The organism is Brachybacterium horti (assembly GCF_054777615.1).
Genome location: NZ_BAAHAM010000001.1, coordinates 922,047 through 942,169, shown reverse-complemented (window position 1 = coordinate 942,169; position 20,123 = coordinate 922,047). Strand labels below are relative to the sequence as shown.

Genomic DNA, 20,123 nt, shown 5'->3' with positions numbered 1-20,123 from the left:
GCCCCTCACCCGGGGGCCGCCGATGGGGTTCGCGATACCCTGGAACGATCCCGACCGGGCCCCGTGGCGGTGCCCGGACCGGTCGCACGTCCCCAACCTCGAAGGAGCTCCCGTGGGTGAGCTGCACCTCGGCTTCGAGATCGCGGCTCTCGCCGTCCTCGTCGTCCTCCTCCTGGCAGATCTCCTGCTGGTCATCAAGCGGCCGCACGTGCCGTCGCTCAAGGAATGCGCGGGATGGATCGGCTTCTACGTCGGCCTCGCGCTCGTCTTCGCCGTCGTCCTGTACCTCGTGGGGGGCATGGCGCCCGCCTCGGAGTTCGTCACCGGCTGGCTGCTCGAGTACTCGCTGAGCGTCGACAACCTCTTCGTCTTCATCGTCATCATGACGAAGTTCGCGGTGCCCAAGAAGTATCAGCAGGAAGTGCTGATGGTGGGCATCATCATCTCCCTCGTCGCGCGCGCCCTGTTCATCCTCGCGGGCTCCGTGATCATCGAGCACTTCGTGGGCGTCTTCTACCTCTTCGGCCTGTTCCTGCTGTGGACCGCGTGGAAGCAGACCCAGGAGGAGGGCGAGGACGACGGCGAGTCCTTCATCATGCGCGGGGTGCGCAAGCTGTTCCCCGTCGCGCAGGAGTACGACGGCAACAAGCTCCGCACCCGGGTGAACGGCAAGACGATGCTCACCCCGATGCTGATGGTCTTCATCACGATCGGCCTGACCGACGTCATGTTCGCGCTCGACTCGATCCCCGCGATCTTCGCCGTGACCCGGAATCCGTTCCTCGTGTTCACCGCGAACCTCTTCGCGCTCATGGGCCTGCGCCAGCTGTACTTCCTGCTGGGCGGCCTCATGGAGCGCCTCGCGTACCTGCACTACGGCATCGCGATCATCCTCGGCTTCATCGGCGTGAAGCTGCTGATCCACGCGATCCACGAGGCGCCGCTGCACTTCATCCCCGGCTTCGAGGTCCTCGAGAAGATCCCCGAGGTGCCGATCTGGCTCTCGCTCACGGTGATCGTCGTGTCGATGGCCGGTGCGGTCGCCGCCTCGCTGCTGTTCCCGCCCAGGAGCTCCGGCTCCGACCAGGACGCGGAGATCACGCAGCACTGACCAGCGGGTGCGGACCACCCACTGCTGACCCGAGGGGCCGGCCGGCGCGACAGCCGGCCGGCCCCTCGGGCGTCCGTCCCCGGGTGGGGGTGCCGGCGTCGACCGTGCTCAGACGGCGGGCGTCGTGAAGCCCCCGTTGGACAGCAGCAGCTGCCCACGGATCCACCGGCCCCGCTCGGAGAGCAGGAAGCGCACCAGGTCCGCGACCGTGCCCGGCCCACCGAGCTCCCCGCCCGGGGTCTGCGCGGCGCCGGCGTCCCGCACCTCGTCCGTCATCCAGCCGGTGTCGATCGGGCCCGGGTTCACGACGTTCGTGCGGATGCCGCGATCGGCGAGCTCATGGGTGCCCGCGAGCACCAGGCGGTCCAGTGCCCCCTTCGTGGCGCCGTAGGGCAGGTTGTGCGTGGTGTGGTCGCTCGTGAGCGCGATGACGGCGCCGCCGTCGGCCGCCGGCGCGCCCTCCTCGCGCAGCGGGACCTGCTCGGCGAAGGCCTTCATGAGCAGCCAGCTGGCGCGCACGTTCACCGCGTAGTGGCGGTCGAAGCTCTCGACGGTCGTGTCCAGGATCGAGGAGTCCACGGACTCGCAGTGCGCCATGACGAGCGCGCCGAGCGGCCCCAACTGCTCATGGGCCTCGGCCACGAGGCGCGGCGGCACCGCGGGATCCGCGAGGTCGCCGTCCAGCAGCACCACCTCCGTGCCCTCCGCGCGGAGCTCCTCGGCGAGGTCGGTGACGTCGGAGGGCTCGCCGTTCACCCGGCGGTCGTAGGCGTCCAGGGAGGACAGGGCCAGGGCGAAGCCGTCGGCAGCGAGGCCGCGGGCCAGGGCGGCGCCGATGCCGCGGCGTCGACCCACCCCGGTGAGCAGGGCGGCGCGGGGCGGGGCGGGGGAGACGGGGAAGCCGGCGGGGGACATCATGGGCCGACGGTAGGTCCAGGCAGCGGCCCGTGGCCAGGTCTTTTCCCGGGCAGGCCGCGCCGGGTCAGCCCTCGTCGGTCCGGTCCCAGACCACGTGGCCGTCCTCGTCGAGCCGGGCGCCGGCGCCCGGCTCGTGCGGCCGCTGCTGGCCCGAGTGCATCAGGTCCAGCACCTCGACCCCGTGCTCGAGCAGCATCACGTCGGCGATGAGGCGACGATGGCAGCGCCACCAGACCGCCTCCGAGCACATCACCGCGGTGCGCTCGCGCGCCACGTCGGCCCGCAGCTCCGTGATCCCGGCCCGGAACTCCTCGCTGCGGGTCCAGGCGGCGTAGGCGCGGAACTGGGCGACCCGCCACCAGGGGTCCCGGGTGGCGGCGTCCTCCTTCGACGTGAGCCGTCGCCGCCCGCCCAGGCGCTCGTCCCAGCGGTAGTCGATACCGGCGCCGCGGCAGATCTCCTCGACCTTGCCGCGGGCGGCGGCGTCGTTCGTCCGGGACCCCGGGAAGCGGCGCACGTCCACCAGCTGCCGGATGCCCGCGCCCGTCAGCAGATCGGCGAGCTCCTCCGACTCCAGTCGACCATGACCGACGGTGAGCAGCGCGGGAGAGGGCACCTCCGCGGTCACGCCCGCGGGCCGTCCAGAGCGACCGCCTGGACCGGTTCGTGCTTCGTCATCGTCGTTCCTCTCAGTCGGGGAGAAGGGTCCGCGGCGCTCAGGGACCCGCGAGCACCTCGGCGGTGCTGCGCAGGTCCACCTGCGGCGGGAACAGGCTCATGGTGTGCAGGGCGGCCGTGGCGTTCTCCGCGGCGGAGGCCGCACAGGCATCGGCGACCACGGTGACGTGCGCCCCGGCGTCGGCCGCGGCGAGCACCGTCGTGATGACGCAGCAGTCCGTGGAGACCCCGGTGACCAGCAGCTGCGGGGCGTGGCCGACCACGCCGGCGAGCTGCGGCCCCCACTTGCCGAAGCTCGGCTCGTCGATCGTGGGGTGCGCGGAGAGCTCCGCGGCGCCGTCCACCAGCGCGTAGAGCGGATCGGTCGCGGGGACGTCGGCGAAGGGCCAGGCCGCGAAGTAGTCGCCCCAGGCGGTCGAGCGGTCCGCGGTGGGCAGCCAGCGGGTGAGCAGGGTCCGCTCCGGCCCCACCGCGGCGGCGAGCTCGCGGATCCGCTCCCACGCCCCCTCCCAGAAGGGGGACGCCCAGTCCGAGGCGGGGTCGGCGAAGATCCGCTGCGCGTCCACGACCAGCAGCCACGGCTCCCGGTCGGTCGCGGGCTCCGCGGCGCTCATGCGGTCGCCTCCTGCCGGCGGATCCGGCCGCGCCGCGCCACGAGCGTCACCAGGAAGCCGAGCACGAGCGCGAGCAGCACGCCCACGTTCGCGGACGCCCAGTTCCCCTCCCAGTGCGGACCAGCGGGATCGTCGACGTAGGTGCCCAGGCCCAGCGGCTCCAGGAGGTAGCCCTGCCAGTTGTTCCAGGGGGCGTCGGCCGCATAGGAGTTCACGACGAGGCCCCAGCCGAGCACCGAGACCACGACCAGGGTGACGATGCTCGTCCAGTCCACGGCGCCGTAGCGGCCGCGCGGGTCGAACAGGGCCTGCTCGTCGTAGTCGCGGCGGCGGGTGAGGACGTCCGCGATGAGGATGCCCGCCCAGCCGGCGATCGGCACGCCGAGCGTGACGAGGAAGCTCTGGAAGGGGCCGATGAAGCTCGTCGCGAAGAACGCCACCCAGATCGTGCCGACGGTGAGGATCACGCCGTCCACCGCTGCGGCCGCCGGGCGGGGGATGCGGATGCCGAGGCTCAGCAGGGTCAGACCCGAGGAGTAGATGCCGAGCACCGCGCCGGAGACGAGGGTCAGCACGGCGACGATCCAGAAGGGGATCAGCGCCCACAGCGGCAGGATCGAGACGAGCGCGCCGATCGGGTCCCCGGAGATCGCCTCGGAGAGGGTCTGGTCGGAGCCCGCGAGCAGCAGGCCGAACACCACGAGCACGACGGGCGCCGCCGCGCCGCCCACCGTGTTCCACAGGACGATCGAGGCGTCCGAGGCGGTGCGCCGCTGGTATCGGGACCAGTCCGCCGCGATGTTGATCCAGCCCAGGCCGAACCCCGTCATCACCATCACCAGCGCGCCGATCATCGCCTGCGGCGGCCCCGAGGGCATCGAGGCGACGGCCTGCCAGTCGATGTGCGGCACCGTGAGCACCATGAACAGGATCGTCATAATCCCGGTCGCCCAGGTCAGCACCGACTGCAGGCGCATGATCGTGTGATAGCCGAGCACGCTCGCCGTGACGATCAGCGCCGCGATGAGGATCGCGGCGATGACCGTGACCGCGCGACCCGAGGCGACGCCCAGCGTGCTGAACACGGTCGCCGTCGCGAGCACCGCGGAGATCGCGAGCGAGGTCTCCCAGCCGATCGACGTGAGCCACGAGATGATGCCCGGCAGCTTCTGCCCGTGCACGCCGAACGCGGCCCGGGACAGCACCATCGTCGGCGCGCTGCCCCGCTTCCCGGCGATCGCGACGAGCCCGCACAGCGCGAAGCTGATGACGATGCCGATCACTGCGACGACGCTCGCCTGCCAGAAGCTGATGCCGAAGCCCAGCAGGTACGAGCCGTAGCTCATGCCGAACACGGAGATGTTCGCGGCGAACCACGGCCACACGAGGTCGCGCGGGCGGGCGGTGCGCTCCGACTCGGCGATGATCTCGATGCCGGTGGTCTCGATGAGGCCGGGGGTGGGAGAGGGGGTCGTCATGGTCCGCTCCGAGGAAGAGGAGATCCGAAGGGGGAGGGCGCCCGGGCGGGGCGCTGGCGGAAGTCTCCCACGTCACAGCGCCGACGGGGGTTCCCTGCGTCATGGCGGCGCAGGTCCGCTCGGGCATACCCTCGGAAGGTCGTGGCCCCTGGGCCGCACCCTCCCTCTCCCCGCCGACGGGCCCCCGTCGGCCCTCCCGTCCTTCCCAGGAGCCGTGTGTCCTCGTCCCCGTCCCGCCTGCACCGCCTCGTCAGCCTCGCCCCGCCGCGGTACGACCACATCCCGGCCGCCCGGATCTCCCTGGGCCTCGCGATCCCGCTGGCGACGCTGCTGCTCACGGGGCACCTGGGATGGGCGATGTTCGCCGGCTTCGGGGCCTTCACCGGCATCTACTCGCGCTACGAGCCCACCCGCGACCGGTTCCGCCGGCAGTCGCAGGCCGGGGCGATGCTCGTCCTGTGCGTGACGATCGGCGCGCTGCTCGCGCAGCTCACGACGGCGGCACCCGGCATGACCGGGAAGATCGCGATCGTCGTCGTCACCGCGCTCGTGGCGGGCGGCTCCGCCGTCGTCGTCAGCTCCCGCGGCCTCAAGCCGGGCGGCGCGATCTTCCCCGTCTTCGCGGTCGCCGCGGTGGCCTCCGCCCCGCCGGCCGCCCCGGTCTGGGTCGCGGCCCTCGTCGCCGCGTGCTGCGCGGCGCTGTGCGTGGGCCTCGGCCTGCTGGGCCACTGGGCGGGGGAGCGGCACCCGGGCGTCGTCCTCTCCACCGACCACCTCCGCGCCACCCGCTCCGAGCGCACCGCCGAGTTCCTCCGCTACACGATCGCCGCGCTCGGGGCCGGGCTGCTGGGCGTGCTCTCCGGGCTGCCCTTCCCCTACTGGGCGCAGGTCGCGGCCGTCGCACCGCTCGCCCCGCTCGGCTACTCCGCCCAGGTGGAGCGTGGCCTGCAGCGTGTGGTCGGCACGACACTCGGCATCGTCACCACCGCCTTCCTGCTCTCCTTCCCCGCGGAGCCCTGGCAGCTCGTCGTGTGGGTCGTGCTGCTGCAGTTCCTCGCCGAGCTGTACGTGCTGCGCAACTACGCGATGGCGCTGCTGTTCATCACCCCGCTCGCCCTGCTCATGGTGCAGCTCGGCCATCCCCAGCCCGCGGGGCCGATGCTGCGGGCGCGCGTGCTCGAGACGGCGATCGGCGTCGCCGTGGGCCTCGTGATGATCCTCGGGCGGCGCGCGCTCGAGCGGCGCCGCGAGCGGCGGGCCGTCGTCGGCTGAGGCCGCCCGCCCCCTGGTCCGCCCTCGCCGGGTCGAGCCCGGAGTCGTAACGTGCGGCTCCATGACTACCGCCGACGCCCCCGCCACCCCGGCAGGCCCTGCCTACACCCACGGCTACGGGGAGGCGGTGCTCGACAGCCACCGCGCCCGCACCGCAGCGAACTCCGCCGGTCACCTGCTCCCGCACCTGCGCCCCGGGCAGCGGCTGCTCGACGTCGGCTCCGGCGCGGGCACCATCACCGCGGATCTCGCCCGGATCGTCGGCCCCGCGAACGTCACCGCCCTCGAGGTGGGGGAGGAGTCCGCGGCGATCACCCGCGCCGAGCTCCGTGCGCAGGGCCTGCCCGAGGTGAAGGTGGTCGTGGGCGACGCGCAGGCGCTGCCCTTCGCGGACGACGCGTTCGACGTCGTCCACGCCCACCAGGTGCTCCAGCACCTGCCCCGCCCCGTCGCCGCGCTCGCCGAGGCGCGCCGCGTGACCCGACCCGGTGGTCTGGTCGCCGTGCGGGACAGCGACTACGAAGGCTTCCGCTGGTTCCCCGAGGACCCGCGCCTGGACCGCTGGCTGCGCCTCTACCTCGACGTGGCGCGCGCCAACGGGGGCACCCCGGACGCCGGTCGCCGCCTGCTCGCCTGGGCACACGAGGCCGGGTTCACGCAGGTCACGCCCGGTGCCTCCACCTGGCTGCACGCGACCCCGGAGGCGCGCGAGGCGTGGGCCCGCACCTGGTCCGGTCGCATCACGAGCGATCCCCTCGCCGCGCAGCTCGAGCGGGAGGGCCGGGCCGACGCCGCCGCGCGCGAGGACGTGGCCGCCGCGTTCCGCGACTGGGCTGATTCGGAGGACGCCTGGTTCGTGCTCCTCCACGGCGAGATCGTCGCGACCGCCTGAGGGGCGCGGGGGGCGATGGGTCCACGGAGGGCGAGTGATCCCGTCGCCGAGCCGGACGTCCTATTCTGGGCGCGACCACGACGTCCATCGGGAGGATCCCTCATGAACCTCAGCTCCGCCGTCCTGCGCGCCGTCCCCGGTGCCTTCATCCTCAACTCCGGCATCGGGAAGCTCGGCATGGACGAGCAGACCGCCGGCTACCTCCAGTCGATGGCCGTCCACGGCATCCCTGTGGTGGAGAAGCTCTCCCCGAAGCAGTTCGGCCGCCTCGTCGCGATCGGTGAGATCGCCGTCGGCTCCTCCCTGCTGCTGCCCTTCGTCCCCACGAAGGTCGCGGGCCTCGCGCTCGCCGGCTTCTCCGGCTCGATGCTGTCGATGTACTTCCGCACCCCGGAGATGACCGAGGCCGACGGCGTGCGCCCCACCCAGGCCGGCACCCCGCTCGCCAAGGACTCCTGGATGGCCGCGATCGCGATCGCCCTGATCCTCGGCACCGGCTCCGGCGCCCGCGAGGCGAAGAAGGCCGCCAAGCAGGCGGAGAAGCGCGCCGCGAAGCTCGAGCGCAGCCTCGAGAAGCAGGCCCCCGCCGCCTGATCCTCGCCTGGGCCTGGGCCTGGGCCTGGGCCTGGGCCTGGGCCCGGCGTACCCCCGTTGCATGTCCGATTGCGCGCTGTGGTTCCGTTCGTGGAACCCCGGCGCGCAATCGGGCATCTTGCGTTGTGGGGCGGGGCCACCCGGGCCGGTCTCGCCGGCCTGGCTCGGCCCTCCTCACCCCATGTCCGTTTGCGCGCTGTGGTTCCGTTCGTGGAACGCAGGCGCGCAAACGGACAGGGAGACGGCGGGCGTTTTGCCGGAGAACGCCGAAGTACTGCAAGAACTTGCGGTCGCCCGGCGTTGCTGCCATTGCTCGCCCGTCACTATCTGACCTGCGGACATGTCGAGCTCTTGTCGAAATGTGGTCCAGCTCTCGACGGGACTGAACGAAGCCTGTACTCTCCACGGCAAGATCTGGCCAGATCCTGCAAGTTCTTGCACCCCTCCCGGCGACGCCGCCGGATGACGAGCCCGACGGTGGGCGTCGTCGACGACAAGGAGAGAACCCATGCAGCACCCCGTCCCCAGACCCCGCATCCCCCGGGCCTCGACACCCGCATCGGCGCCTGCCACGGCATCGGCCGCAGCCCTCCCCGGGGCGCGCACCCTCCCAGGGCCTCGCGCGCTCGCCCGCCTGCTCGCGGCCCTCGCGCTCGCCGCCCTGCTCGCCCTCGCCGGCTCCCCGGCCGCGGCGCCGCCCGCCCAGGCCGCGCCCCCGATCCCGAGCGGCGGCGCGACCTCGCCCAACGGCCGCGGCGACGTCATCCTCAACCTCTTCCAGTGGACCTGGGACTCCGTGGCCGCCGAGTGCGAGAGCACCATCGGGCCCGCCGGCTTCGGCTACGTGCAGGTCTCCCCGCCGCAGGAGACGATCCAGGGCACCGCCTGGTGGACGTCCTACCAGCCCGTGAGCTACAAGATCGAGGGCAAGCTCGGCAGCCGCGCCGAGTTCGCCGCCATGGTCGAGTCCTGCAACAGCGCCGGCGTCGAGGTCATCGCGGACGCCGTCATCAACCACACCACCGGGGCCGACGGCGGCTCCGGCACCGGCACCGCCGGCAGCTCCTACGGCATCGACTCCTTCCCCGGTATCTACGGCGCCGAGGACTTCAACGACTGCCGCACCAACATCACGAACTACCAGGACCGCTACCAGGTGCAGAACTGCCGCCTCGTGTCCCTGCAGGACCTGCGCACGAACTCGACCCACGTGCAGGACACCCTCGCCGGGTACATGAACGACCTGCTCTCCCTCGGCGTCGCGGGCTTCCGCATCGACGCCGCGAAGCACATCCCCGCGAGCGACCTCTCCGCCATCAAGGCCAAGCTCTCCGACCCCGACGCCTACTGGGTGCAGGAGGTCATCGGCGCCTCGGGCGAGCCCGTCCAGGAGTCCGAGTACGTGGGCACCGGTGACGTGCACGAGTTCGACTATGCGCGCCAGCTGAAGTCCGACTTCGACGGCTCGATCGCGAACCTGCAGAACATCGCCGCCGGCAAGCTCCCCTCCGACCAGGCCGGGGTGTTCGTCGACAACCACGACACCGAGCGCAACGGCGAGACCATGAACGCGACCTGGGGCGCGAAGTACGTCCTGGCCAACACCTTCATGCTCTCCTACCCCTACGGCTCCCCGTCGGTGTACTCGGGCTACACCTTCACCGACAAGGACGCCGGCGCCCCCGGTGCGACCGCCACCTCCGTGCCGGACGCGAACTGCGACTCCGACGCCTGGACCTGCACCCAGCGCTGGACCGAGATCCAGGGCATGGTCGGCTTCCACAACGCGGTCGCCGGCACCGAGGTCACGAACTGGTGGGACGACGGCGCCAACCAGATCGCCTACGGCCGTGGTGACAAGGGCTTCGTCGCGATGAACAACACCGGCTCCGCGACCACCCGCACCTACACGAGCTCGCTCCCCGCGGGCACGTACTGCGACGTCGTCGCCTCGAGCGACTGCTCCGAGACGATCACGGTCGCGGCCGACGGCACCTTCTCGGCGACCCTCCCCGCCTACGGGGCGCTCGCCCTGCACGTGGGGAAGACCTCCGACGGCACCACCCCGGACCCGGGCACCGAGCCCGTCGCCGGCAAGGTCTCCGTGAGCGTCCAGGCCACCACCACCTGGGGCCAGGACGTGAGGATCGTCGGCTCCGTGCCGGCGCTCGGCAGCTGGAAGCCCGCCTCCGGCGTGGCCCTCGACCCGGCCGGCTACCCCGCCTGGACCGGCTCCGTGGACCTCCCTGCCGGCACGAGCTTCGAGTACAAGTACGTGAAGGTCGACGCCTCGGGCGCCGCCGTCTGGGAGTCGGGCGCGAACCGTACGGCGACCGTCGGCGCCGACGGGAAGCTCAGCCTCTCCGACACCTGGAAGTAGCACCCTGACCGGGGCGGGCCCGCAGCACGGCGGGCCCGCCCCGGCCCTCACCCGTGTCCGATTGCGCGCCTGTGTTCCGTTCGTGGAACCCAGGCGCGCGAACGGACAGGGGAAGGGGAGGGGTGGGGCCCAGGGGAGGGAAGGCGGGGGCGGGGCCCAAGGGGGAGACGGCGGTCCGGGGCGCAGGGGGCAGGCGCGTGGCCGGACAGCAGGAGGCGGCGGTCAGGCGCCGGAGTCGGAGGCGCCGCCGGCGTCGGACGCCGATCCGCCGGCGCCGGGCACCGCGGAGCCCGGCACGCCGAACAGGCGCTGCCCGAACATCGTGTCCCCGGTCCCGATCCCGGGGAGGATCGCGAACAGGCCGCTCGCCACGTGCTGCAGGTACTCGGTGAGGGCGTCGCTCCTGGTCATGCGGTCCAGGATCGGGTAGAAGCCGGCCCGCGGGTCCCGCACGAAGGCCGCGAAGAACAGCCCGCCGTCGATCCGGCCCAGCGAGTCGGAGCCGTCGGTGTAGTTGTAGCCGCGGCGCAGCATCCGGGCCCCGTCGTTGTTCTCCGGCGCGACGAGGCGGATGTGGGCGTCCGTCGGGATGAGCGGGGACCCACCCTCGGCGGCCTCGTAGTCCGGGGCCGTGAACTCGGCGCGGGAGGCGGAGGGGTCCGCGACGGAGAGCGGGGCGCCGTAGCGCTTGTCCCGACCGATCGTCGCCTCCTGGTCGCCGAGCTGCAGGCGGTCCCACACCTCGAGGTGCATGCGGATCTTGCGCAGCGCGAGGTAGGTGCCGCCGGAGAGCCAGTCGCCGCCGTCGTCGCCCTCGGCGACCCACAGGTGCTCGGCGAGCACGTCGGCGCCGTCCTCCGCCTTGACGTTGAGGGTGCCGTCCTTGAATCCGAAGAGGTTCCGCGGGGTCTCCTGCGCGGTCGACGTGGACGAGGTGCGGCCGTAGCCGATCTGCGTCCAGCGCAGCGCCGCGGTGCCGAAGGCGATGCGGGTGAGGTTGCGGATCGCGTGCATCGCGACCTGGGCGTCGTCCGCGCAGGCCTGCACGATGATGTCGCCGCCGGAGTGCTGCTCCTGGAGCGCCTCGTTCGCGAAGGTCGGCATGCCCGCCTCGAGCACCTCGGTGATCCGGGACGCGAGGCCGAACCGGTCCTTCCCGTCGGCGTCGAGGAAGATCCCGCGGCCCACGCCCACGGTGATCGTGAGCGAGCTGGGCGGGTAGCCCCAGGCCTCGCCGGTGTCCCGCGGGGCGGCGTAGGGGTTCGGGTCCGGCTCCCCGCCCACGAGCTCGCCCGCGGTCATCTGGTCCGCGGCGACGCTCCAGTCCGCCATGAGGGTGCGGAGGTCCTCGAGGTCCGACGTGGTGATGTCGAAGGCGGCCGTGAACAGGTAGTCCTGGGCGGCGGTGGTGATCCCGGACTGGTGCTCCCCGCGCAGCGGGTGGGAACGGGAGAGCGGGTCCGCGGAGCCCTCCCCGGCCGCGCCGCCGCGGGAGTCCGCGGCGCGCATGCCTGCCGCGCCGAGCAGACCGCCCGCGAGCAGGGCGCCGCCGGCGGCGCCGAGCAGACCGCGGCGGCCCACGCCGCCCCCGCGGGCGCCGCTCGAGCGCGCGGAACCGTCGGCCGACGCCGCGTCGTCGGGCGTCGTCCCGCTCGTGGGCCGCATGCCCTCGGCGGTCCCGTCGGCCGACGTCCCGACCCCGGGGACGTCCTCCTGATGCTGCCGATCCACCGTTCCCGCCCCGTCGCTCAGTGCAGGATCGTGCCGGCGACCTGCGAGAGGCTCTCCGAGAGCGCGTTGACCGCGTCGGAGATCGCCCGCTGGGCGTCCGTGTAGGAGTCGTCACCGGGGGCCTCGCCCGCGTCCTCCTGGACGGAGGCGATGGTCGAGTAGTCCACGAAGGCGGGCTCGCCGTCGGGCGTGGTGCCGTCGGTGTGCTTGTCGAGCTCGGCCTGGACGGCGTCGAAGCGCTCGGAGATGTCCTTGTCCAGCGCCTCGTCCTTCGCGACGACGAGGGCCTGCACGTTCCCGTAGGCGACCTGGGCGCCCTGCAGGTTCGCCTGGAAGTCGTCGAGGTCGGTGTGGGAGAAGGTGTCCTCCTCGCCCACGATCTTGCCGGTCGCGACCTCCTCCATGAGCCCCTGCGCGCCCTGGACCACGTCGTTCAGCGTGATCGTGAAGGCCGCGCCGCCGAGGCCCGTGCGCTTGCCGTAGACGATGTCGTAGAGGGTCTGGATGTTCTTGTTGAGGTCATCGGCGGCGGCCTTGCGGGCGGCGTCGTCGGCGAAGGAGAAGGGTGAGCCGTCCTCGGTGAAGAGGTCCGCCTCGATGCGGTGCCAGCCGGTCCAGCCCTTCAGCACGGAGGGGTCGGTGACCTCGGTGCCGGCGTCCGCGGCGAGGTCCTGGACGCGGGCGTCCATCGCCATGTCCAGGTCCCCGGCCTCCTCGATGCCGAAGACCTCCGCGGTGGGCTCGATGCGCTCGTAGGGACGGCGACCCTGGGCGAAGAGGGAGCGGGCGAGCTCGCGGTCGCCGCTGACGTAGGCGTCGGTGAACTCCTTCGCGCTCGTCACCAGCAGGCCCACCTGGTCCTTGATGTACGCGGTGTAGTCGGCGACGGCCTTCTCCTCGAGGGCGGCGGTGTCCTCGTCGACCTCGGCGGCGGCGCCGGCGGTGACGGTGAAGGCGGCGGTGCCCACGAGGGCGCCGACCATGTTCGGCTTGCTCGCGGTGAAGTAGGAGCCCTCGGCGAGGGAGGTGGTGAGCTCGACGCTGCTGCCGGGGCCGATGTTCTCCTTCTCGGAGATGATCCGCAGCTTGTCCTCGGCGAGCACCTCGAACTCGTTGGGCACGGTGCCGTTGTTCGTGATGGTGAAGGTGACCTGGCCGGAGGGGACGGTCGTGGCGGAGAGCTCGCAGGCGTCGTCGGTGAGGGTCACCGCGATCGCGTTCGTTCCGGCGCCCGATCCGTCCGAGGCGGGGGAGGCCGTGCTGGGGTTGTCGGTGCAGGCGGCGAGGGCCAGGCCCAGCAGCGGCAGGGTCCCCAGCAGGAGACGGCGGGAGGGCAGGGCGCGGGACGAGGGGGTCATGATGCTCCGGGGTCGGGCGACGGATCGCGCGGGGTGGTCGGGGGAGGGGACGATGCTCAGGCGTCGGCCGCGGGGACGGCGGCCGTGGCGGGGGCGGCACCGGCGCTGCGACGGGGTGCGCGGGTGCGCAGGACGAACAGGGTGCCCACGGGCACGAGGTAGAGGACCCAGGCGACGACCTGCAGCACCGTGGGATTCACGTTGAGCTGGAACATGGCGCTGAGCAGGACGTACAGCCAGTACACGGGGGAGCTGGGGGCGGGCAGCGCACCGGAGAGGTCCCAGGCGCGGTCGTTCAGGCCGGGGAGCACCGAGGCCTCCTGCAGGTCACCCACGCCGTAGGCGGTGATGCCGGCGGCGACGAGGATCAGCAGCGCGCCCGTCCAGGTGAAGAAGGTGCCGAGGTTCAGCCGCAGCGCGCCGCGGTAGATGAGCACGCCGAGCACGATCGCGAGCGTGAAGCCGGTGAGGATCCCGGCGGTCGTCGCCCAGGTGGAGGTGGCGGCGGAGGACTTCACGGTCGCCCAGAGGATCAGCGCGGTCTCCACGCCCTCGCGGCCCACGGCGACAACGGCGATGAGGACGACGCCCCAGCCGCGGCCGTCCCGCAGCGCCTTCTCGAGCCCGGACTCGAGCTTCTGCTTGAGCGCCCGCGCGTTCTTCGACATCCAGAAGATCATCGAGGTGGTCAGCGCGACGGCGAGCAGGCTCAGGGAGCCGCCCAGGATCTCCTGCGCCTGGAAGGTGAGGGTCTTGGGTCCCCAGGTGAGGATCGCCCCCACGGTGAGCGGCACGATCGCCGCGATGGCGACGCCGGCCCACATCCGCGGCAGCACGTCCCGCCGGCCCGAGCGGACCAGATAGGCCACGAGGATGCCCACGACGAGCGAGGCCTCGAGGCCCTCACGCAGGGCGATCAGCAGATTCGGCAGGAACATGGGACGGGACTCCGTGGGGTGGCTGACGGCCCCCAGCGGGTCGACGAACAAAAAGTAAGGCGAGCCTCACGTAATTGTCCAGCGGGGGTCCCCTCGTGGACCTGTGGTCCCGCTCACGGCGGCGCGGACGGGGAGGCCGACGCCGCCGCCGGGTGCATGCTGGTCCGCATGCCCGTCCCGCCCCCGACCCCCGATCAGCCTGCGCCGACGGCGACGACCGCCGCCCCCGCGCCCTCCCGCCTCCGCGCGGACGTCCTCCGCGTGCTCGGGATCGTGCTGCTCGTCGCGCTCGCCGTGCTCGCGGGGCACCTGCTCACGAGGACCGGCGCCCTCGACGGGGTCGACCACCGGGTGCAGCAGGCGCTTGCCGTGAGCGCGGGCAGTGCCGTGGCGTGGCTCGCGCTGCTCGTCGACCTCGTGCTGGGGCCTCGGACCGCGCCGCTGCTGGTCGTGGTGCTCGGCGTGGCCGTGGGCATGGCGCGCCGCAGCGGGCAGGAGGGCCTGCGCACGGCGCTGCTCGCGGCCGTGCCCTGGGCGCTGGCCAAGCTCGTGAAGCTGCTCGTCGTCCGGCCCAGGCCGGGGATCACGGGCCCCACGGACCTCGTCGACCCCTCGACGGTGCACCAGCTGCTCGTGCCGATGCCCACCTCGTCGAGCTTCCCGAGCGGGCACACCGCGATCGCGGCCGCGCTCGGCTGCGCGCTCGTCCTCTCCCTCCGGCCGGGCCGCGGTCGAGGGGGCGCGATCGTGGGGGCCGCGCTGCTCGCCCTGGTCACCGCGTGGTCCCGGGTCGCGCTCGGCGTCCATCACCTCAGCGACGTGCTCGCCTCGCTCGTGCTGGTCCCACCGCTCGCCGTCCTGCTCGCGGGACTGCTCGCGGGACGCCTGCCCCGGCCCCGGCACCAGATCGACCCGGCCGCGGGACTCGCCATCGGCCCCGCCGGCGGCCCTCAGGGGACCGACGGCAGCGCCGACAGGTCGTAGACGACCGCGCCGCCCACCTGCTGCGCGGGGTAGTGCGCGGCGACCCAGGTCCCGATCGTGCCCTGGTCACCGATGAACCAGTGCACGCGCCCCTCGCGCACCCAGCCCTGGAACTGCGCGAGCGTGGGGCTCGGATCGGTGCGGGTGTACCCGCCGATCGGCATGACCGGGAGCCCCGAGTCCAGCTGGTAGGCGGCCGCCACGCGGGAGCCCTGGGTCGCCGCCTCCCACTGCCGGGCGGGCGCGGCGGCCGTGCCGTCGGCCGCGCCGGACCGCTCCAGCAGCGCCACGACCCGCGGATCCGCCGTGACGGTCTGCTGGGTGCCGTGGGCGACGATCGGACCGGATCCGGCATGCGGCGTCGCCGCCGTGGCGAGGGAGATCGCGAGCGGCGCCGCGAGCACGGAGGCCACGGCGAGCCCCGCCGTCACGCCCCGCACCGCCCGGCCCGGGGAGCGGACGACCAGCAGCAGCGCGGCCGCCACGGCCAGGATCACGATCGGCACCGCGAGGCCGAGCAGCGCGGGCGGCGACTGCACGAGCAGGTGCGCCGTCCAGGCCGCCGTGACGAGCAGCGCGAGGGCGAGCACCGCCCGGGCCGACGCCCGCGCGCGGCGGCGCCACAGCTCGGCGGTGCCGACCGCGACCAGCAGCGAGATCTGCGGGACCATGACCACGCAGTAGTACGAGTGGTAGATCCCGCTCATCATGCTGAACGCGACGACCGTCAGGACGAGGCCGATCAGCGAGCCGATCAGCAGCGCCCGCACCGCGTCCGTGCGCGGGGCGCGCCGCCCGGCGACGAGCGCCGCCACGGCGAGGAGCACCGCGGCGGGCAGCAGCCAGGCGACCCCCTGCCCGGAGGCGTCCGTGATCAGCCGTGCGGCGTCCGAGGCGCGGCCCGCCCCGTTGCCGCTGCCGCCCATGATCCGTCCCATGCCGTTGTAGCCGAAGGTCAGCTGCAGGAACGAGTTCGTGGTGGAGCCGCCCACGTACGGCCGTGCGGAGGCGGGGACGAGCTCCACGAGCGCGACCCACCAGCCGCCCGCCACGACCATCGCCGCGCCGGCCACGAGCAGGGACCGCACACGGTGCAGCAGCCCGCCCGGACCGGCGAGGAGGAAGCCCAGGCCCATGCCCGGCAGCGTGAGGAAGGCCGGCAGCTGCTTGGTGAGGAAGCCCAGGCCGAAGGCCGCGCCGACCAGCAGCGGCCAGCGCAGGCGGTCCTCCTGCACGGCGCGCACCGTCGCGTAGGCGGCGAGCGCGACCAGCGCGGTGAGCAGCGCGTCGGGGTTGTCGTAGCGGAACATGAGCGTCGCCACGGGCATGGTCGCCACGATCGCGCCGGCCAGCAGCGCGGCCGGCGCGGGGGCGAGGCGGCGCACGGTCGCGTGGACGGTCGCCACGGTGGCGACGCCCAGCAGCGCCTGCGGCAGCACGATCGCGACGGGGGTCAGGCCCAGCAGGCGCACGGAGAGGCCCATGAGCCACAGGGAGGCGGGCGGCTTGTCCACCGTGATCGAGGCGGGGGCGTCGGAGGCGCCGTAGAGCAGGGCGTGCCAGCTCTGCGCCCCGGCCTGCGCGGCGGCCGTGTAGTACGTGTTCGCCCAGCCGCTGCCGCCGATGCCCACGAGGTACAGGGCCGCCGCGGCCGCGAGCAGCACGAGCAGCGCCCACCGCTCGCCGCGGCTGGGGTGGGGGAGGGGCCGACGGGCGCGGCGCGAGGTCGGGGCCACGGGGGCGACGGGACGGGCGGCCGGTGCGGCGCGGTCGATCAGCGTGCTCATGCGTCGATCAGCTCCCGGCGGGTGATGGCCGTCTCGACCTCCTGCGCCTCGGGCGCCGTGGGCCGGAAGATCACGCGGAACACGAGGAAGCGCAGCACGGTCGCGAGCGCGTTCGCGGCCGTGAGCACCACGAGCGACTCCACGGAGCTCGCGTGCGCGGGGTCCACGAGCAGGGCGAGGGCACCCGCGGTGATCGCCCAGGTCGCGCCGAACACGAGCACGCCCTGGACCAGGTGCAGCCCGGCCGTGGAGCGGTCGGTGACCCCGAAGGTCACGCGCCGGTTGACCATCGTGTTGAGCACCGCGCTGATCGCGAGGGCGAGGAAGTTCGCGGTCTGGTGCGGCAGCGCCGCCTGCAGCAGCAGGAACAGCAGCGTGTACGCGATCGTCGAGGCGATGCCGATCACCGCGAAGGAGGCGAGCTGCGCGCCGAGCGGCCGGGACAGGGCGAGCGGCCGGCGGCCGATCGCGGCGGCGACGGACCCCACGTCGATGCGGCCGCGGGCGAGGCCCCAGCCCACCCGGGCCATGCCCCGGAGGTCGTCGCGCACGGTGCCCGCGACGTCGACGGTCGAGCGGGGGTCCTCGAACCAGTCCACCGGCACCTCCGCGATCCGCAGCCCGGAGCGCTCGGCGAGCACGAGCATCTCGGTGTCGAAGAACCAGGCGTCGTCCTCGACCAGGGGCAGCAGCAGCTGCGCCGCCCGGGAGGTCATGGCCTTGAAGCCGCACTGGGCGTCGGAGAAGCTCGCGCCGAGCCCCGCGTGCAGCAGCAGGTTGTAGCCGCGGGAGAGGATCTCGCGGCGGGTGCCGCGCACCACCCGTGCGCCGTGGGCGAGCCGCGAGCCGATCGCCACGTCGGAGTGGCCGCTGAGCAGGGGAGCGATGAGCGGCGGCAGGGCGCGCAGGTCCGTGGAGAGGTCGATGTCCATGTAGGCGACGACCTCCGCGTCGGAGGCGAGCCAGGCGGTGCGCAGGGCGCGCCCGCGTCCCCGCTCGCCCAGGCGCAGCACCCGCACAGCGGACATCTCGTCGGCCAGGGCGAGGGCGAGCTCCTCGGTGCCGTCGGTGCTGCCGTTGTCCGCCACGGTGATCCGCCACGGGGCGAGCTCCGGCATGCCCTCGAGGGCGCGGTGCAGCGCGGTGACGGAGGCGCGGAGGGTGGCGGCCTCGTCGAGGACGGGGAGGACGACGTCGAGTCGCGGGGTGGCTCTCATGGGGCCGACGCTCCCCAGCGGCGCTGGGAGCAGGCGGTGACCTGGGGCGCTCCTGTCTGAGACCTGTCACAGGTCCGGGAGGGACCGCTCACAGGCGGCCCGCGCCCTCAGCCGGTGGGGAGCGTGAGTCGCACCGTGAGGCCCTCGCCGGGGCGGTTGTCGAGGTCGAGGGTGCCGCCCGCGCGGGCGACGACGGCCGCGACGATCGGGAGCCCCAGCCCGGCGCCGCCGCCGGGACGGGAGGGATCGGCCTGGCTGAACCGGTCCAGGGCGCGCGGGGCGAAGTCCTCGGACATGCCGCCGCCGGAGTCCGCGACGGTGAGGGCGAGTCCCCGCTCGGTGCCGTGCAGGGTGACCTCGACGCGGCCCTCCTCGCCGACCGCGCGCAGGGCGTTGGTGAGGAGGTTGTCGAGCACCCGGCCGAGGTCCGCGGCGGAGAGCGGGTAGAGGGCGCCCGCGGGCAGGGGGCGGACGTGCGCGGTGAGGTCGACCTGCGGCCCGGCGCGGAAGCCCGCCCGGTCCACGGCCTCGTGCACCTCCGCGGTGAGCTCCGCGCCGTCCGCCCGGGCGGGGTCCGCGGCCTCGATGCGCGAGAGCTCGAGCAGGGAGCCGACGAGCTCGGTGAGCCGCTCGGCGCTGCGCTCCGCCCCGGCGATGTCCTCCCGCACGGCGGGGAGGTCCTGGTCGGCGGTGCGGGCCAGCTCGAGCCGGGCCCGCAGCACGGCGAGCGGGGTGCGCAGCTCGTGGCTCGCGTCGGAGACCATCTGCCGCTCGCGGCGGGCGGAGGTGCGCAGCCGCTCGACGAGCACGTTCAGGGTGCGGGCGAGACGGGCGATCTCGTCCTCCGCGGGGCCGACGGGCAGCAGTGCGTCCCCGGGCTGGTCGATGAGCCGCTCGGCGGTGCGGCGGATGCGCCGCACGGGGCCGAGCGAGGCGGTGGTCAGCAGCAGCGCGCCCGCGCACACCCCGATCGGGACCACCGCGAGCACCGCCACGAGCAGCCAGCGCATGCGGGTGAGGGAGGCGGCCTCGTCGGAGCGCGGCACCGCGGAGACCACGCGCCAGGTGCCGCCCTCCCCGGTGACCGGCTGGATGCGCACGATCTGCTCGGGGGAGCCGAGCTCGATCACCTCGGTGTCCGCCGGGACCGTGCGCGAGCGGACCTGCTCCGAGAGCGCCGTCGGGAGGGTGTCGACATGGGTGGTGCCGGCGGGGTCGATCACCGCGACCTGCTGGGACGGCCCGGGGGCGTCGAGGTCCTCGCCGGGCTCGTCCCGCACGGACTGGGCGTAGGGCGCGGCGACGCCGGCGAGCACGGCCTCGGAGCTGCTGCGGAGGATCTGCTGGACCCGGAGGTCCACGAGCAGGCCCGCGAGCACGCAGATCAGCAGGGCGATGACGAAGCTGCCGCCCGCGATGCGCGCGCCGATGCCGAGGTGCGGCCGGCCCCGGCTCATCGCGGCTCCTCCGCGGCGGGGGTCTCCACGAGCAGCCGGTAGCCGACGCCGCGGACGGTCCCGATGCCCACCGCGTCCCCGCGGGCGGCGAGCTTGCGGCGCAGGTAGCTCACGTACTGGTCCAGCACGTTGGGGTCGATCGCCTCGGCGGTGCCCCACACCTCCTCGAGCAGCCGGGGCCGGGGGACCACGTCGCCCTCGGCGGCGAGGGCGCGCAGCACGTCGAACTCGGTGCGGCTGAGGGCGAGCGGCCGCCCGTCCAGCTGCGCGGTCCAGCGCAGCAGGTCGAGGTCGAGCGGGCCGCGGACGATCCGGGAGGCGGGCGCGAGGGTGTCGCGGCGGCGGATCGCGCGGATACGGGCGGAGAGCTCGGCGAGGGAGAAGGGCTTGGTCATGTAGTCGTCGGCCCCCTCGTCGAGGCCGCGCACCCGGTCGTCGACCGCGTCGCGGGCGGTGAGCAGCACGACCACGGTCTGCGGGTGCTCCCGCTTGATCCAGCGGCACAGCTCGAAGCCGTCCATGCCGGGCATCATGATGTCCAGCACCGCCACGTCCACCGGGTCCTCGCGGTGCAGGCCGAGGGCGGAGATGCCGTCGGCCGCGGTGAGGACCTCGTGGCCGTCGGCCCGCAGGCCGCGCGCGACCAGCGCGGACATCTCCGTCTCGTCGTCCACCACGAGGATGCGCATCGCCGCTCCTTCCTGCTCGTCGGGC

At 73.6% G+C, this 20,123-nt stretch carries 17 protein-coding genes; 6 read left to right on the top strand and 11 right to left on the bottom strand.

The window, feature by feature from the left end; translation table 11 throughout:
- The first annotated feature begins 112 nt into the window (after positions 1 to 112).
- Entirely contained in the window at positions 113 to 1,111 is a 999-nt protein-coding gene (locus ACYVAP_RS04275) for a TerC family protein (protein ID WP_498859690.1), read from the top strand.
- A gap of 108 nt (positions 1,112 to 1,219) precedes the next feature.
- Here the strand turns inward: ACYVAP_RS04275 and ACYVAP_RS04270 are convergent, their stop codons facing one another.
- The 4 genes from ACYVAP_RS04270 to ACYVAP_RS04255 all read right to left on the bottom strand — a co-directional run bounded on the left by ACYVAP_RS04270 (position 1,220) and on the right by ACYVAP_RS04255 (position 4,799).
- Positions 1,220 to 2,029: an SDR family oxidoreductase gene (locus ACYVAP_RS04270; RefSeq protein ID WP_498859689.1), complete on the bottom strand. Its 810-nt coding sequence runs from the start codon at positions 2,027 to 2,029 to the stop codon at positions 1,220 to 1,222.
- A gap of 64 nt (positions 2,030 to 2,093) precedes the next feature.
- Positions 2,094 to 2,657 carry a DUF488 domain-containing protein gene (locus ACYVAP_RS04265; protein ID WP_498859688.1) on the bottom strand — a complete coding sequence of 188 codons (564 nt, stop codon included), beginning with the start codon at positions 2,655 to 2,657 and terminating at the stop codon, positions 2,094 to 2,096.
- A gap of 88 nt (positions 2,658 to 2,745) precedes the next feature.
- On the bottom strand, positions 2,746 to 3,321 hold the full coding sequence (locus ACYVAP_RS04260) for a cysteine hydrolase family protein (protein WP_264450955.1): 576 nt from the start codon (positions 3,319 to 3,321) through the stop codon (positions 2,746 to 2,748).
- A complete protein-coding gene (locus ACYVAP_RS04255; RefSeq protein WP_498859687.1) occupies positions 3,318 to 4,799 on the bottom strand; it encodes a purine-cytosine permease family protein in 1,482 nt (493 codons plus the stop codon). Before ACYVAP_RS04255 ends, ACYVAP_RS04260 begins: the two co-directional genes overlap by 4 nt.
- Before the next feature lie 216 nt (positions 4,800 to 5,015).
- Here ACYVAP_RS04255 and ACYVAP_RS04250 point away from each other — a divergent pair, with 216 nt between their 5' ends.
- From ACYVAP_RS04250 to ACYVAP_RS04235, 4 genes are all read left to right on the top strand, one after another.
- Entirely contained in the window at positions 5,016 to 6,071 is a 1,056-nt protein-coding gene (locus ACYVAP_RS04250) for an FUSC family protein (RefSeq protein ID WP_498859686.1), read from the top strand.
- A 61-nt stretch (positions 6,072 to 6,132) separates the two neighbouring features.
- Positions 6,133 to 6,963: a methyltransferase domain-containing protein gene (locus tag ACYVAP_RS04245; protein ID WP_498859685.1), complete on the top strand. Its 831-nt coding sequence runs from the start codon at positions 6,133 to 6,135 to the stop codon at positions 6,961 to 6,963.
- 102 nt (positions 6,964 to 7,065) lie between these two features.
- Positions 7,066 to 7,557, top strand: coding sequence for a DoxX family protein (locus ACYVAP_RS04240; protein WP_498859684.1), 492 nt, complete (start codon positions 7,066 to 7,068; stop codon positions 7,555 to 7,557).
- 508 nt (positions 7,558 to 8,065) lie between these two features.
- Entirely contained in the window at positions 8,066 to 9,937 is a 1,872-nt protein-coding gene (locus ACYVAP_RS04235) for a carbohydrate-binding module family 20 domain-containing protein (protein ID WP_498859683.1), read from the top strand.
- A gap of 222 nt (positions 9,938 to 10,159) precedes the next feature.
- On the opposite strand, the gene ACYVAP_RS04230 is transcribed toward ACYVAP_RS04235, so the two are convergent.
- From ACYVAP_RS04230 to efeU, 3 genes are read right to left on the bottom strand one after another with little or no spacing between them, the layout of a single operon-like run.
- Positions 10,160 to 11,668 carry a Dyp-type peroxidase gene (locus ACYVAP_RS04230; protein WP_498859682.1) on the bottom strand — a complete coding sequence of 503 codons (1,509 nt, stop codon included), beginning with the start codon at positions 11,666 to 11,668 and terminating at the stop codon, positions 10,160 to 10,162.
- 17 nt (positions 11,669 to 11,685) lie between these two features.
- A complete protein-coding gene (gene efeO, locus ACYVAP_RS04225; protein WP_498859681.1) occupies positions 11,686 to 13,026 on the bottom strand; it encodes an iron uptake system protein EfeO in 1,341 nt (446 codons plus the stop codon).
- A gap of 56 nt (positions 13,027 to 13,082) precedes the next feature.
- The gene (gene efeU / locus ACYVAP_RS04220) at positions 13,083 to 13,964 is read right to left on the bottom strand and encodes an FTR1 family iron permease (protein WP_498859680.1); all 882 of its coding nucleotides are present in this window, start codon (positions 13,962 to 13,964) and stop codon (positions 13,083 to 13,085) included.
- Positions 13,965 to 14,132: 168 nt separating this feature from the next.
- Between efeU and ACYVAP_RS04215 the strand changes: the two genes are divergently transcribed.
- Complete coding sequence (locus ACYVAP_RS04215) at positions 14,133 to 14,948, top strand: phosphatase PAP2 family protein (protein WP_498859679.1); 816 nt, start codon at positions 14,133 to 14,135, stop codon at positions 14,946 to 14,948.
- On the opposite strand, the gene ACYVAP_RS04210 is transcribed toward ACYVAP_RS04215, so the two are convergent.
- The 4 genes from ACYVAP_RS04210 to ACYVAP_RS04195 all read right to left on the bottom strand — a co-directional run bounded on the left by ACYVAP_RS04210 (position 14,915) and on the right by ACYVAP_RS04195 (position 20,098).
- Positions 14,915 to 16,735, bottom strand: a complete 1,821-nt coding sequence (locus ACYVAP_RS04210) for an ArnT family glycosyltransferase (RefSeq protein WP_498859678.1) — start codon at positions 16,733 to 16,735, stop codon at positions 14,915 to 14,917. The genes ACYVAP_RS04215 and ACYVAP_RS04210 overlap by 34 nt on opposite strands.
- Positions 16,732 to 17,952 (bottom strand): bifunctional glycosyltransferase family 2/GtrA family protein, encoded by a 1,221-nt coding sequence (locus ACYVAP_RS04205; protein WP_498859677.1) that lies wholly within the window; start codon positions 17,950 to 17,952, stop codon positions 16,732 to 16,734. Before ACYVAP_RS04205 ends, ACYVAP_RS04210 begins: the two co-directional genes overlap by 4 nt.
- Positions 17,953 to 18,059: 107 nt before the next feature.
- Positions 18,060 to 19,409 (bottom strand): sensor histidine kinase, encoded by a 1,350-nt coding sequence (locus ACYVAP_RS04200; RefSeq protein ID WP_498859676.1) that lies wholly within the window; start codon positions 19,407 to 19,409, stop codon positions 18,060 to 18,062.
- Positions 19,406 to 20,098, bottom strand: coding sequence for a response regulator transcription factor (locus ACYVAP_RS04195; protein ID WP_498859675.1), 693 nt, complete (start codon positions 20,096 to 20,098; stop codon positions 19,406 to 19,408). The genes ACYVAP_RS04200 and ACYVAP_RS04195 overlap by 4 nt, the downstream gene beginning before the upstream one ends.
- Positions 20,099 to 20,123 lie beyond the last annotated feature (25 nt).

Bases quoted from the DNA above. Each gene is read 5' to 3' on its own strand.
- ACYVAP_RS04270 (WP_498859689.1), bottom strand. From the start codon at position 2,029: ATGATGTCCCCCGCCGGCTTCCCCGTCTCCCCCGCCCCGCCCCGCGCC.
- ACYVAP_RS04260 (WP_264450955.1), bottom strand. From the start codon at position 3,321: ATGAGCGCCGCGGAGCCCGCGACCGACCGGGAGCCGTGGCTGCTGGTC.
- ACYVAP_RS04255 (WP_498859687.1), bottom strand. From the start codon at position 4,799: ATGACGACCCCCTCTCCCACCCCCGGCCTCATCGAGACCACCGGCATC.
- ACYVAP_RS04245 (WP_498859685.1), top strand. From the start codon at position 6,133: ATGACTACCGCCGACGCCCCCGCCACCCCGGCAGGCCCTGCCTACACC.
- ACYVAP_RS04240 (WP_498859684.1), top strand. From the start codon at position 7,066: ATGAACCTCAGCTCCGCCGTCCTGCGCGCCGTCCCCGGTGCCTTCATC.
- ACYVAP_RS04235 (WP_498859683.1), top strand. From the start codon at position 8,066: ATGCAGCACCCCGTCCCCAGACCCCGCATCCCCCGGGCCTCGACACCC.
- efeO (WP_498859681.1), bottom strand. From the start codon at position 13,026: ATGACCCCCTCGTCCCGCGCCCTGCCCTCCCGCCGTCTCCTGCTGGGG.
- efeU (WP_498859680.1), bottom strand. From the start codon at position 13,964: ATGTTCCTGCCGAATCTGCTGATCGCCCTGCGTGAGGGCCTCGAGGCC.
- ACYVAP_RS04215 (WP_498859679.1), top strand. From the start codon at position 14,133: ATGCCCGTCCCGCCCCCGACCCCCGATCAGCCTGCGCCGACGGCGACG.
- ACYVAP_RS04210 (WP_498859678.1), bottom strand. From the start codon at position 16,735: ATGAGCACGCTGATCGACCGCGCCGCACCGGCCGCCCGTCCCGTCGCC.
- ACYVAP_RS04205 (WP_498859677.1), bottom strand. From the start codon at position 17,952: ATGAGAGCCACCCCGCGACTCGACGTCGTCCTCCCCGTCCTCGACGAG.
- ACYVAP_RS04200 (WP_498859676.1), bottom strand. From the start codon at position 19,409: ATGAGCCGGGGCCGGCCGCACCTCGGCATCGGCGCGCGCATCGCGGGC.
- ACYVAP_RS04195 (WP_498859675.1), bottom strand. From the start codon at position 20,098: ATGCGCATCCTCGTGGTGGACGACGAGACGGAGATGTCCGCGCTGGTC.